Below are 13,972 nucleotides of genomic sequence, written 5' to 3' on the forward strand. Positions count from 1 at the left end.
CTGTTTTCTGTAATCTAATTACTTTTTAGTGAGCTTCATCCCAGTTATCGCCCACGCCCGCATCAACCACCAGCGGCACATTTAATACTGCAGCTTGCTCCATTAAGCTGACGATATTTTTAACTTGTTCCTCTAGATGTTCTTCTCTAATCTCAAATACCAATTCATCGTGTACCTGCATCATCATGAGTACGTCGTCACTTTCAAGTGAGGTGATCCAATCATCAACCTTTATCATGGCCATTTTAATGATGTCGGCAGCTGTACCTTGCATAGGTGCGTTGATTGCTGCGCGCTCTGCCCCTTTGCGACGTGCGCCATTACTGGCTTTAATGTCGGGTAGGTACAAGCGTCGACCAAACACAGTTTCCACGTAGCCTTTTTCTTTAGCGCCTTCTCTGGTGCTGTCCATGTACTCTAGTACGCCCGGGTAGCGTTCAAAATACAAGTCCATGTATTTTTGTGCTTCGTGACGTGGAATATTAAGTTGTTTAGCAAGGCCAAAGGCACTCATTCCATAGATCAAACCAAAGTTTATAGCTTTAGCACTACGACGTTGTTCCGTCGTCACTTCGTCAAGGGTTACCCCAAACACTTCTGCAGCGGTCGCTTTGTGAATGTCTCTGCCATGTGCAAATGCATCAAGAAGACCTTCATCGCCCGACAAATGAGCCATTATTCTAAGTTCAATTTGAGAATAATCGGCAGCTACAATCTTGTAACCTTCACGTGGAACAAATGCTTGTCTTACCTTACGGCCTTCTTCATTTCGAATAGGAATGTTTTGAAGGTTAGGATCCGTTGACGACAAGCGGCCCGTTGCCGTAATAGCTTGATGGTAAGAAGTATGAACTCGACCCGTACGATGATTAATCATTTTAGGGAGTTTGTCGGTATACGTATTTTTAAGCTTGGTTAACCCTCTATACTCCATTAACTTTTTAGGTAACGGGAACTCAAGGGCGAGTTCTTGTAATACTTCTTCAGAAGTAGAAGGGGCGCCTTTGGGGGTTTTCTTAATAACCGGTAACGACATTTTCTCGAACAAAATGTGTTGAAGCTGTTTTGGCGACCCTAAGTTAAACACTTCGCCGGCTTCTTCATGCACTTCTTTTTCTAGCTCAGCAATACGCGTAGCTAAGTCTTGGCTCTGCTGGCGCAACCGTTGGCTTTCAATTAATACGCCTTGCTGTTCCATACGAGATAAAACACAAGCAACCGGCACCTCAACATCAACCAATAGTGCTTTAAGCTTGGGTTCGTTTTCTAGTTTTGCCCATATTGCTTGATGAAGGCGCATTGTAATATCAGCATCTTCAGCGGCGTAAGGACCTGCTTCTTCTAATCCAATTTGATTAAAAGTAAGCTGTTTGGCACCTTTACCTGCAATTTCTTCAAAGTGAATTGTTTTATGACCTAAATAAGCTAGGGCTAGCGAGTCCATGTCATGGCGCTGCGCGGTACTGTTTAACACATAGCTTTCCAGCATAGTGTCAAAGCCGATGCCATTTAACGTTATGTCATAATGGGCGAGTACATTCTTGTCATATTTAATGTGCTGGCCCACTTTAATGATGGTTTCAGACTCTAAAATAGGCTTCAATGCCGAAAGTACGTAATCTCGTGATAACTGCGTGGGTGCATCGGGATAATCATGAGCAACAGGCACGTAAGCCGCAGCTCCGGGTTCGATGCAAAAAGAAACACCAACAAGTTCAGCTTCCATGTAGTTAACACTGGTCGTTTCAGTATCAACAGCAATAAGCGGCGCTGCTTTTAGCTCTTCTATCCAAGCCTCAAATGTAGCTTCATCAAGCACCACATCATAGCCTGACTTATCGATATTACTTTCTGGCTGTGCTACGTCAGTATCGTTAGATTCAGAATCGCTAGCGTCAGACGTACTTTTTCCATTTTCTGCTTTTGAAGGTTCATTACCATCACTTGCGAGCAATGCGCTAATTTCTGTATGCCAGCGCTTGAATTCGAACTCTGCGAACATCGACTGTAAGGTTTCATTATCTGGTAATGTAGGACAAAGCTCATCTATTTTGTATTGTAGATCTAAATCAATGGCAATCGTGGCAAGGGTGTACGACAGGCGAGCTTGTTCTTCATACTCTTGCATTTTAGTTGCCATGGTCTTGCTCCCTCTAAACGAGAGATCGGCAATTTTATCAAGGTTGTCATAGATAGCACTGATGCCACCAATACCATTTAACAGTGCTTGTGCACTTTTATCACCCACACCAGGTACGCCAGGAATGTTATCGACTTTGTCACCTTTAAGGGCTAAGAAATCGATAACCAGTTCTGGTGGAATACCGAATTTCGTATTTACCCCTTCAATGTCCATAATCTGATCTGTCATGGTATTGATCAAGGTGACATTTTCGTTGACCAGTTGTGCCATATCTTTATCGCCAGTACTGATTAGGGTATCAATACCATGTTCTGTGGCGCGACAGGCCAGGGTACCAATAACATCATCGGCTTCAACGCCAGACTCAACGATGAGAGGTAAACCCATCGCTTTAATGATGGTGTGCAATGGTTCTATTTGACTGCGTAACTCTTCCGGCATAGGTGGGCGATTCGCTTTATATTCTTCATAAATATCGTCGCGAAACGTTTTACCTTTGGCATCGAAGATGACTGCCATGTGAGTAGGATTGTATTGTCTAATCAAGCTTTTCAGCATGTTGACAACACCATAGATCGCACCGGTATCCTGACCTTTTGAGTTCGTCAGGGGCGGCAATCCGTGAAATGCTCTAAATAGATAAGATGATCCATCTACTAGAATAAAAGGGGGCTTTTTCGAATCTGTCATAGCTATGCATTAACCAAGCTTAGAATAAGGCGCAAGCATGCCATAGGCGCTGGTGGATCGCCATAGAGCATAGCAACATAAATAAAGGGATCATCTGTGGATAAGATTGTGATCTAATAAAATAAGCACAACGAAACTAACGATCTTTGTAAATAGAAAGATCGTCCTGTAAAGCAATAAAAATAAGGGAATGAAAAATAAGAGTGTGGACTGCGTACCTGCAACTCATCATTCCTTTTTATGTGGATAACTTGGTGAACTTATTTTTTTTTGTTTAACCAAATTGGTCAGATAATGTAGCATAAGAAATTAGCAATCCAATACTGGTTATTAAGACTTTTTTTTGAACAGCTGATGGTTTTATAGCCAAAAATAGAATAAGTCGGCTCGGCGAGGTCTAGGAGGACATTATGAAGCAAGTTGCAGTGATTTTAAGTGGTTGTGGTGTATTTGATGGCGCTGAAATTCATGAGTCAGTATTAACGCTTTTAGCTATTGAACAAGCTGGGGTAGGTTATCAATGTTTTGCGCCAGATAAGGCTCAAATGCATGTAGTGAATCATTTAACGGGAGACGTTTCAGAAGATGAAACTCGAAATGTATTGGTTGAGTCTGCACGCATTGCCCGAGGCAATGTAAAGCCTATTACAGAATGTAAGGTATCAGACTTCGATTATCTTATTGTACCTGGTGGTTTTGGTGCTGCTAAGAATTTATGTTCATTTGCCGTTGATGGTGAAAAAAGTAGCGTAGATAAAGATGTGCTTACGGTGTGCAATGACTTTGCGAAAGCAAAGAAACCTGTGGCCTATGCATGCATTGCCCCTGCTATTGCAGCCAGTGTATATGGAAACAATGTTAAACTGACCATTGGTAGCGATGAAGATACCGCCAATGCCTTGAACGCGCTAGGGGCATGCCATGTAAACTGTGAAGTAGATGAAGTGGTGGTAGATGTTGAAAATAAACTGGTTACTACGCCAGCCTATATGACGGCACAAAATATCTTACAAGCCCATGCTAGTATTAATAAAATGGTAGAAACGGTACTAGCAATGAAATAATTTGCTTATAGCCCTATAATCGCGTCAATGTAGTAGAAACCTTGTATCCTCTAAAAACCGCGAACACTGTTAATCGCGAGTTTACTAATAACGAAAGGCATAACGAAGCATGCACTACCGTGCCATTGTACGAATTCTAGGGCTCCTAATTGCGCTATTTAGCGTAACCATGATCCCACCTGCTGTGGTATCTCTGATTTATCAAGACGGTAGTGGTTTGCCTTTTACCCTTGCGTTCTTTATTTGCGTAGGTGGCGGTATGGTGCTTTGGTACCCAAACCGCCAGCAAAAAAACGATTTACGAGCGCGAGAAGGCTTTTTAATCGTTGCCCTGTTCTGGTCGGTACTAGCCAGTGTGGGTGCCATTCCTCTTATGTTGCTAGAACAGCCTAGCATGACCGTAACGGATGCTTTTTTTGAATCGTTCTCAGGGCTAACCACAACCGGTGCAACGGTAATTGAAGGCATTGATTTCTTACCCCATTCGGTACAGTTTTATCGACAACAACTACAATGGCTAGGCGGCATGGGTATCATTGTACTCGCCGTCGCTATACTACCTATTTTAGGGGTTGGGGGTATGCAGCTGTACCGTGCAGAAACTCCTGGGCCTGTGAAAGATAATAAAATGACACCGCGTATTGCCGATACAGCAAAACACCTTTGGTATATTTATCTTTCTATCACTATTGCATGCGCCGCTGCGTATTGGTTGGCTGGCATGGATATGTTTGATGCCATTTGCCACGCGTTCTCAACGGTTGCCATTGGGGGCTTCTCAACTCATGATGCTAGCCTTGGCTACTTTAATAGCCCAATGGTGAATGTGGTCTGTACGGTTTTTCTATTAATTGCTGCACTTAACTTTTCACTCCATTACGCAGCAGTGAGTACCCGTTCGGTAAAAGGCTATTTTAACGACCCAGAATTTAAAGCCTTTTTCTTTATTCAAGCCACACTTATCATGCTGTGCTTTTTGGTACTCACGCTATCAGGTTTTTACGACTCGGCTGAAACCGCGCTCGATCAAGCTATGATTCAAGCCGTATCAATCAGTACTACTGCGGGGTTTGCGACTACAGACTTCTCAATTTGGCCCACGTTTTTGCCCATACTACTCATCTTTTCAAGTTTCATTGGAGGTTGTGCAAGTTCAACCGGAGGCGGCTTAAAAGTGGTTCGTGTGTGTTTACTGTTCCTTCAAGGTAAGCGTGAAGTAGACAGGCTTATTCACCCTAAGGCAGTGTATTCTGTTAAGTTAGGTGAACGAGCAATGCCCGATAAGGTAGTAGAGGCGGTATGGGGCTTCTTCTCTGCTTACGCGGTGGTGTTTGTCGTACTAATGATAGGGCTAATTGCAACAGGGCTAGATAACTTAAGCGCGTTTACCGCTACCGCAGCCATGCTAAATAACCTTGGTCCTGGATTGGGCAGTGTTGCGTCTAACTATGCGGGTGTAACCGATGCTGGAAAGTGGATTTTAGTGGTGGGAATGGTATTTGGGCGATTGGAAGTCTTTTCGTTGTTGGTACTATTTTCACCTACGTTCTGGCGAAGCTAATACAGCAACGACTGCTCAGTCAGTCATTGCTGTACACCGTAAGGCAAGTTTAGAAGAACGAGGCCATTGCATAAGCCGTTTTATCAAACATGAGTGGTTGTGCTTCTTCTAACGCTAGGTTGGCTTTGTTAGCCGTCGTCACAACGCGAGTGCGGTATTCTTTTTGGTTTGAAACTTCAGATACAGTCTGAGTTGATGCGCCGTCATCTGAAATTTTCGTATTCACCTTAGAATCTTTTCTCACAATCACGCCCTTCGCGGCACGTTCTTTAATTTGAATATCAGCCACGAGAAGGTAGGTTACATCTTTAACCATCGCGTTGGCAGCAGTAGAAACTAATCCACCGATGATGCCACCCGCAGCAGCTTGCTTGTAATTTCCACCCCCCGCATAAGCTGCTGCTGAGCCCAAAGCGACGCCCTGAAATCCTGATGACAGATAATTCTCTGCCGCGGAAGGAGAAGCCTTTTCTAGATTGCGCACGAAAACACTCATCGTATATTGAGCTCCAGCAGGGCTATCAACAAACGAATAGCCGTTTCCGCTACTCGAAATTTGAGCGTTAAGCGCCTCTCTAAATGCATTTCGATCAAATTCCATCACTGCTGAGCGAACTTCTAAATAGATTTTTCGTTTTTCAGGCGGCACAGGCTCAACAAAAATTGAGGTGCTAAGTTTGGTCTGTACATCTAAATCTTTTTTAGCAATGGAGGTATGCACGGCAGCACAGCCGCTAAAAAAAATAACTACAAATGCTAGTACAACAATCCTGACATGCTGATTCCGTAACGTCATGGTAATTCCTTATTAAAAATTGAACTGTGAATTATCGTTAGTGATTTATTAGTAGTAGCGACCGTAATAACGGTGGTAGTAGCGACAATTGCGATATTCTCGCCAGTTATATCGTAGTAAGTCTCGGCAGGTATAACCCGGACGCCAATTCGTACCTTGATATTCTTTCGGTTTCACCCCTTTATCCAGCATGCTTTTAATATAGGCGTCTACTTCCTCAGGCTTTTCGGCTAAAAACGGTTTTGACATAACTTCTGCATTTAATTGAGCTTGCATACGCGCAAGTTCATCGTCTTCATCTGATTGGCTGACTGCGGAAAAAGAAAGTAATAAACTAGAAAATAACAGAGCTAGTGTGGGTATTGGGAGTGAGGTAAATCCGTTTTTGTACATTTCCGTTAATCCTATAACGACCTGAGAAGTCAATTATTGATCATTTTTTGCACATTTCGCAACGGGTAATTTAGGATTATTTCCAGGAGCTATTTCACTACTTTTACGGCTTGGCGTATGTATTTGTTATCCAAAGAAGAATGCGCTGGGTTGGAACAGCTTTTCTACATCGCCAATGTATTTTTTGTCGACTAAGAACAGAATAACGTGGTCATTTGCTTCAATAAGCGTATCGCTATGGGCAATGATCACTTGGTCGTCTCTTACTACCGCGCCTATGGTAGTACCAGGAGGAAGTTTAATTTTACCGATTTCTTTACCCACAACTTTAGAGGTATTTTCATCACCATGTGCAATCGCTTCTATCGCCTCTGCTGCACCACGGCGCAAAGAATATACGTTTACAATATCTCCGCGTCTAACATGGGTAAGTAGGGCCGAAATCGTCGCCTGTTGCGGTGAAAAAGCAATGTCTATTTCACCGCCTTGTACTAAGTCTACATAAGCACTACGTTGAATTAGTACCATGGCTTTTTGTGCGCCCATGCGCTTGGCTAACATGGCAGACATAATGTTAGCTTCATCATCATTGGTCACCGCAATGAATGCATCAACTTGCTCGACATTCTCTTCACTGAGTAACTCTGGATCTGATGCATCACCGCTAAAGACAATCGTCTTGTCTAAGTGAGCAGAAAGGTATTTTGCTCTTTCGTGACTAAACTCAATCAGCTTCACGTTATGTTTGTGTTCAAGTTTTTTCGCTAGTCCTGCACCAATTAAGCCGCCGCCAGCTATCATAATGCGTTTATAGCTAGACTCTAATTTTTGAAGTTCACTCATTACCGCACGAATATGCTTAGTTGCAGCAATAAAGAATACTTCATCATCGGCTTCGATAACGGTAGTACCCAGTGGTCGAATAGGGCGACCACGGCGATAGATTGCTGCCACCCGTGTTTCCACATTGGGCATGTGGTCTTTTAACGCAGATAACGCATGACCTACCAGTAAACCACCATAATAGGCTTTTACCGCCACTAAGCTGGCTTTACCATCAGCAAATTCAACAACCTGTAAAGCACCAGGGTAGTCTATAAGCCGTTTGATAGCTTTAGTCACTAGCTGTTCAGGAGCAATAATGTGGTCTACAGGTATGTCCTGCTGCTTATAGAGTTGTTCTTGGTAAATAATGTATTGTTCTGAGCGAACGCGAGCAATCTTGGTCGGGGTTTTGAATAAACTAAAGGCAACTTGGCAAGCGAGCATATTGCTTTCATCACTGTTCGTTACCGCGATAAGCATGTCGGCATCTTCTGCACCGGCTTTTCGTAATACGTCCGGGTGAGAACCCACGCCATTAACCACCTGTAAATCTAATCGGTCTTGAAGCGCACGCAAGGTATTGGGATCAGAATCGATAACCGTAATATCGTTCTTCTCTCCTACAAGGTTTTCAGCAAGTGTTCCGCCAACCTGACCTGCGCCTAGAATGATGATTTTCATCGGTGTTTATGTGCCTTATTGCTTTTATTTGCTCAACGACTTTACCAGTCTCGCATAGTAGAAACCATCCATTTGTTGCTCGCCAGGTAGGATTTGTCTACCGGGCTTACTCGGTGTTTCGGTTTTTATAACAGGTACTAATGTGGCATCTGCATTGCGTTCTAAAAATGCGCTAATCTGTTGGCTATTTTCTTGTGGCAGAATAGAGCAGGTGGCGTAAAGCAATGTGCCACCAGGCTTAAGTGTTTGCCATAAGCTAGTTAGTATTTCAGCTTGAAGTGCTGCAAGTGCATCAATATCACTAGACTTTCTTAGCCAGCGAATATCAGGGTGGCGGCGTATAACACCAGTGGCAGAGCAGGGTGCATCAAGCAAAATTCGGTCGAAGTGTTGTCCATCCCACCATGTTTCAGGCTTAGCCGCATCGCCTTGCTTTATAACGGGCAAATTGGTTTGCGTATGCTGCAGGCGAGTCATGTTTTCTTCAACGCGCTTTAAGCGGTTCTCGTCAGCATCAAGGGCTAGGCAATACGCTAATTCAGGGGTGCGCTCAATAATATGACCCGTTTTACCACCAGGTGCAGCGCAACAATCTAATACGCGCTCGTGTGGTTGTGCGTCTAAATAATGGGCTGCAAGCTGAGCGGCACCATCTTGTACAGCAAAGTGGCCTTTTTCAAACCCTGGAAGCCCGGTAATGTCCTCTCGGCCTTCTAGTCTGATCGCATCTGCGTGTTCGCTACTTAATGAATAGTTAATCTCAACAGCATCCAATGCAGCAGCGTAATCGGTAATCGATATTTGTTTGGTATTAACCCTTAGCCAAATAGGCGCCATGGCATTGGTAGCTTCGCGCACGGCATCAGCATCTTGACCATAGGCATCTTCTAGAGCCTTATATAACCACTTGGGTAACCCACTAGCAATAATGGGGTTATCGATAGGCTTGTTAACCAGTTCTTGGCGCATAAAGTTGCGCAGTACAGCATTAACTAAGCCTTTTAATGCTGTCCCGCCTAAATAAGGCGAGGCATTAACGGTTTCGCCCACTGCAGCATGCTGGCTTACGCGAGAAAATGCTAACTGGTATAGCCCCAACAGAATAAGGTGCTCGATTACTTTTTTATTCCCTTTTAAAGGACGGTCGAGTAACTCGCGCAACCAGTGCTGTAATATAGGGAGTTTACGCATGACGCCCAAAGACATTTCTTGGATCCATGCGTTGTCTCTAGGATGATGGCGACGTTGAACACGCTCTAGGCAATCTCTTGACGATTTACCTTGTTCTAGAATTTGGTATATCACCCATGCACAATCGGCACGCAGATTTTTTTGTTTCGGTAATGGAGTGGGTTTCACTATTCTTCCGTACTGGCAATGCAGTTACCTGGTGCGAACCAGTCTTTGCGAGCATTAACGACATCTGCAGCGGGCAATGCTTTTTTCCCAGGTATTTGCAGGGTGTTGATTCGAAGGGCATTTGAACCCGTGGTTACCACAATGCCGTGCTTGTCAGCTTGAATGATAGTACCTGGGGCATCTGAAGTCGGTAAGCCATCAATCACATCCACCGACCAAATTTTAATATTTTGCGACTCAATTTTAGTCCACGCTACAGGCCATGGATTAAAAGCGCGTACGTTTCGTGCAATTTGCGCTGCGCTATCGTGCCAATTAATAAAGGCTTCTTCTTTGGAAAGCTTTTTAGCGTATGTTGCTTCGCTATCATCTTGCTTTACAGGTGAAAGGGTATCAATACTGTTTACTACATCTATTAATGCAGTAGGACCAAGTTCAGCAAGCTTTTCGTAAAGCGAGGCACTTGTATCATTTTCGCTAATGGGCAAGGTGGCTATATGCAACATGTCACCAGTATCTAGCCCTTCATCCATCTGCATGATGGTAACACCAGTCTCGCTATCGCCGGCCCATATCGCCCGTTGGATAGGCGCAGCTCCACGCCATTTAGGCAAAATTGAACCATGCACATTAAGACAACCCAATTTGGGCGCATCAAGTACCGACTTAGGTAAAATTAATCCGTAGGCAACCACAATCATTAAATCGGCGTTGATGTCTGCCAATGTTTGTTGTGCTTCGTTATTTTTTAAGCTGGCTGGCTGATAGACTGGAATCTCATGTTCTTGAGCAAGCACTTTTACGGGGCTTGGCGTAAGCTTTTTGCCTCGTCCAGCAGGACGGTCTGGTTGGGTATACACAGCAACAATGTCATGAGTGCTAGATAATAAAGCACTCAAATGCTGAGCTGCAAAATCCGGCGTGCCGGCAAAAATGATGCGTAATGGTTTTATCAAAACTAACCTCAGTCGCGTGCAGCTAAACGTGCTTCTTTTTCAAGCTTTTTACGAATTCGCTGGCGTTTAAGCGGAGACAAGTAATCAATAAACAGTTTGCCTTTTAGGTGATCCAATTCATGTTGAATACAAATAGCCAATAGACCGTCTGCTTCCAACTCAAATGCTTCACCGTTTTCATTCAGTGCTTTTACCGTAATTTCTTCTGCGCGCTCTACTTTGGCGTAGTTACCTGGAACAGAAAGACAACCTTCTTCACTAATAGTGCTGCCGTCTTTTTTGGTGATTTCCGGGTTGATAAAAACACGAGGCTCGTCTTGATCTTCCGCTACGTTCATTACAACAACTTGAACATGTCTGTCGACTTGAGTAGCAGCCAAACCAATTCCATTCTCGTCTTTCATGGTTTCGAACATATCCGAAACCAATTGTTTAATGTCGTCGTTCACTTCTTCTACCGGTTTTGCTACGGTACGAAGTCGTTCATCGGGAAAACTTAATACGTCTAAAATTGCCATGTGTCGCTTATTTAACCTTTTCGCTGTATAAATTCATATACGATCTAGTCGCTCGTACACTTTACAGTGCCTTTTGAGTTACTATTCTAACGTATATCGAGTTATATCGTGCAGTTTTTTGCTGCCGCGCCACAGTATTGAGGCACAATATCGATATAGTAGTATTGTCTGAAATTTCAACAGTAAATGGCAGTGGAAAAATTGCGGAAGGTTAATTTGAAAAATCGATTGAAGAAAGCAGTATGTACAATGGTATTGGCTATGGCATGTTTTGCCGCATTTTCAGCAATGGCCAAACCCTTAAAAGAAACTGCACCGCAAACTTATACTGTGAAGCAAGGTGATACCTTATGGGGCATCGCTAATCTTTTTTTAAATCAGCCATGGCTGTGGCCTGAACTTTGGCGTCACAACACTCAAATAGATAACCCGCATTTAATATACCCCGGTGACATTATCTCGGTGTCTTACATCAATGGTGAACCCGTATTTTCGATAAATCGAGCTAAGCCAAGCCTAGTGCTTTCGCCTGGTTCTGCCCGAAGAGTAAAGAGTGCGCCTATAGAGACCTTATCGTGGTCGGTATTAGCTCCCTATATAAAACAACACACCCTACTTTCTGAGGAAGAGTATGAATTACTCCCCCATTTATTGGGAAATCACGATGGTAATGTGAGTTTTGTGTCTAACGACTTAGTGGTAAGCCAAAAAGAAAACCGCACTGAAGATCAGTATCAGGTGGTAAGAAAGCAATCTATTATACGCAATATGCAAGGTAAGGTGCTTGGTGTGCAGCTCACCCATGTAGCAAAAGCTAGCTTAGAGACTGACGTGTCGTTACCAAAGGCTAGAATGGTAAAACTTTCAGATTCAAATCAAGAAGCGAAACGTGGAGATAAGTTACTTACTGGTGACTTCACGTTAGACAATGATTTAGTTCTGCAAGAAGCAACGTCACAACGAGGTTTTGTGATTGGCGACTTACACGATCACGACTTACTCGGCCGCTACGATGTGGTGGTACTAGATTTAGGCGCACGTGAGCTAACGGCGGGTACCGTGATGGGTATCTACGCTGGTGGCCCTGACATTATAGATGGTGAAGAACCTCAATACGCTAGCAATAGTGATGTCATAAAAGGAAACGGACTTTTTACAGATAAAGTACAGCAACCTGCACTTAAAATTGGTGAAGTCATTGTGTTTAAAACTTTTGAGTCAGCTAGCTACGGCATTATAACTCGAGCGAAAGAAGGCGTAAGACGCGGCTTCATTGTGGCAAAACCCTAACACGTTATTGCCGCTTATTATTTAGGAGCGGCTATGACAACTTTCCAGCCACATGAAGTAAGCAGTAATGCTGTTAAAGCATTGGATAAAGCCCTAGGCAAAGAACAGATAGCATGGCTGACAATGGCTTCAGCAATAAATATCGCAACAGGGAAGTGGCTTAAGGCGCTTGAAGCAGAATCCCTTAGCGCACTAGCATTATTGGATGGTATTCATAAAACCGCTTTCACTTCGGGCGCTCTCCATACCCTTACACAAGCAATTTCTCCTAACTTACTTGAAAAAGCGACACGCTGGCATGCTTCACATGCAAAGCATCATATTGTCACCCTAGGGTGCACACACTACCCTGAGCGATTAAAGACCCTGCCAAATCCCCCGTTGGTGTTATTTGTTATAGGTAACGTCAACACATTAGCATTACCTCAAATTGCGATTGTAGGGAGTAGACGGGCGAGTCATCAAGGTAAGCAAATTGCTACTGATTTTGCCGAAGCGTTAGCAAGTAACGGCGTAGCAGTAACCAGCGGGTTAGCAGCAGGAATAGATTCAGCTGCCCACAAAGGTGGTTTGGTGTGCGAAGGCGGCACCCTTGCGGTAATGGGGACGGGGCCTGATATTGTGTACCCCCCTAAAAATGTATCGCTACACCGAGACATCGTGAATGCAGGGGGCGCTTGTATTACCGAGTTCTTTCCAGGTGTATCTGCTAAGCCTTGGCATTTTCCCCGAAGAAACCGAATAATTGCTGCTATGTCGCTTGGAACCCTAGTTATAGAGGCAAAAATAAAGAGTGGTACCTTGATAACTGCGAATTTGGCCGCAGATATGGGGCGTGAAGTATTTGCAGTTCCTGGAAGTATCTTCCATGCTTACTCCGAAGGATGTCATTGGTTAATTCAGCAAGGCGCTAAGCTGGTAACCTGTGTTGATGACATTTTCGATGAAATTGTAGTGTCGACTGGTGAGAGAGAATGCCAGAACGAAGCGTTAAGTAAAAAAAGTGAAGTGAATAACTTGGCAACCGATAAATTATTAGATAGTGTGGATTACGACATCACCGCTATTGATGTTATAGCGCAGCGCTGTACCTCTCCTGTTAATGAGGTTATGGCATCATTATTAGAATATGAGTTGCGTGGTTTAGTAGCCGCTGTCCCTGGTGGCTACATTAAATTGAGGGGAAAATAATATGTTCGATATCCTCATGTACCTGTTTGAAAACTTCATTCACAGTGAAACTGAAATTCGAGTCGATCAAGACGAGCTTACCGAGGAGTTGGTACGCGCGGGTTTCCATCATGATGAAATCTACAAAGCATTAGCGTGGCTTGAAAAGCTAGCGGCTTTGCAAGAAACAGATATTAAGCCTTATTTTTGTAAAGGGATTAGTACCAGCCTCAGTCGTATTTATACGCATGAAGAGCAGATGCGATTAGACGTAGAGTGCCGTGGCTTTTTGCTATTTTTAGAGCAGGTGGGCGTGGTAGATGCGTCAACGCGAGAAATGGTAATAGACAGAGTAATGGAAATAGACTCTTCTGAATTCTGTTTAGAAGACCTAAAGTGGGTAGTGCTAATGGTACTGTTCAATGTGCCAGGTAAAGAAAAAGCCTACGCACAAATGGAAGATTTATTATTTGATGAACCTGACGGCGTGTTGCACTAATGTGCTTCATGTCGTGCTAGTTGCTGG

Annotated in this window: 12 protein-coding genes; 5 read left to right on the top strand and 7 right to left on the bottom strand. The window is 43.7% G+C overall.

Features of this window, described 5'->3' with window-relative positions:
- Positions 1-25: 25 nt before the first annotated feature.
- Positions 26-2,833, bottom strand: a complete 2,808-nt coding sequence (gene polA, locus AMBT_RS00065) for a DNA polymerase I (RefSeq protein ID WP_013782518.1) — start codon at positions 2,831-2,833, stop codon at positions 26-28.
- 410 nt (positions 2,834-3,243) lie between these two features.
- On the opposite strand from polA, the gene elbB reads away from it, so the two are divergent.
- Together elbB and AMBT_RS00075 are read left to right on the top strand one after the other, a co-directional pair.
- On the top strand, positions 3,244-3,897 hold the full coding sequence (elbB, locus tag AMBT_RS00070) for an isoprenoid biosynthesis glyoxalase ElbB (protein ID WP_013782519.1): 654 nt from the start codon (positions 3,244-3,246) through the stop codon (positions 3,895-3,897).
- 109 nt (positions 3,898-4,006) lie between these two features.
- Entirely contained in the window at positions 4,007-5,458 is a 1,452-nt protein-coding gene (locus AMBT_RS00075) for a TrkH family potassium uptake protein (protein WP_013782520.1), read from the top strand.
- 49 nt (positions 5,459-5,507) lie between these two features.
- On the opposite strand, the gene AMBT_RS00080 is transcribed toward AMBT_RS00075, so the two are convergent.
- The 6 genes from AMBT_RS00080 to def form a co-directional block, all read right to left on the bottom strand.
- On the bottom strand, positions 5,508-6,254 hold the full coding sequence (locus AMBT_RS00080) for a complement resistance protein TraT (RefSeq protein WP_013782521.1): 747 nt from the start codon (positions 6,252-6,254) through the stop codon (positions 5,508-5,510).
- Between the two features lie 48 nt (positions 6,255-6,302).
- Positions 6,303-6,647, bottom strand: a complete 345-nt coding sequence (locus AMBT_RS00085; RefSeq protein WP_013782522.1) for a hypothetical protein — start codon at positions 6,645-6,647, stop codon at positions 6,303-6,305.
- A gap of 126 nt (positions 6,648-6,773) precedes the next feature.
- Positions 6,774-8,153 carry a Trk system potassium transporter TrkA gene (trkA, locus tag AMBT_RS00090; protein WP_013782523.1) on the bottom strand — a complete coding sequence of 460 codons (1,380 nt, stop codon included), beginning with the start codon at positions 8,151-8,153 and terminating at the stop codon, positions 6,774-6,776.
- A 24-nt stretch (positions 8,154-8,177) separates the two neighbouring features.
- The gene (gene rsmB / locus AMBT_RS00095) at positions 8,178-9,512 is read right to left on the bottom strand and encodes a 16S rRNA (cytosine(967)-C(5))-methyltransferase RsmB (RefSeq protein ID WP_013782524.1); all 1,335 of its coding nucleotides are present in this window, start codon (positions 9,510-9,512) and stop codon (positions 8,178-8,180) included.
- Complete coding sequence (gene fmt, locus AMBT_RS00100; RefSeq protein WP_013782525.1) at positions 9,512-10,468, bottom strand: methionyl-tRNA formyltransferase; 957 nt, start codon at positions 10,466-10,468, stop codon at positions 9,512-9,514. Before fmt ends, rsmB begins: the two co-directional genes overlap by 1 nt.
- Positions 10,469-10,476: 8 nt before the next feature.
- Positions 10,477-10,986: a peptide deformylase gene (def, locus tag AMBT_RS00105; RefSeq protein ID WP_013782526.1), complete on the bottom strand. Its 510-nt coding sequence runs from the start codon at positions 10,984-10,986 to the stop codon at positions 10,477-10,479.
- 216 nt (positions 10,987-11,202) lie between these two features.
- Between def and AMBT_RS00110 the strand changes: the two genes are divergently transcribed.
- The 3 genes from AMBT_RS00110 to AMBT_RS00120 are packed head-to-tail and all read left to right on the top strand — an operon-like array spanning position 11,203 to position 13,945.
- Entirely contained in the window at positions 11,203-12,276 is a 1,074-nt protein-coding gene (locus tag AMBT_RS00110; RefSeq protein WP_041452651.1) for a LysM peptidoglycan-binding domain-containing protein, read from the top strand.
- Positions 12,277-12,309: 33 nt separating this feature from the next.
- A complete protein-coding gene (dprA, locus tag AMBT_RS00115) occupies positions 12,310-13,467 on the top strand; it encodes a DNA-processing protein DprA (protein ID WP_013782528.1) in 1,158 nt (385 codons plus the stop codon).
- 1 nt (position 13,468) lies between these two features.
- Positions 13,469-13,945: a DUF494 family protein gene (locus tag AMBT_RS00120; protein WP_013782529.1), complete on the top strand. Its 477-nt coding sequence runs from the start codon at positions 13,469-13,471 to the stop codon at positions 13,943-13,945.
- Positions 13,946-13,972: the final 27 nt, after the last annotated feature.

The sequence above is a fragment of the Alteromonas naphthalenivorans genome, assembly GCF_000213655.1.
Classification (GTDB): domain Bacteria; phylum Pseudomonadota; class Gammaproteobacteria; order Enterobacterales; family Alteromonadaceae; genus Alteromonas; species Alteromonas naphthalenivorans.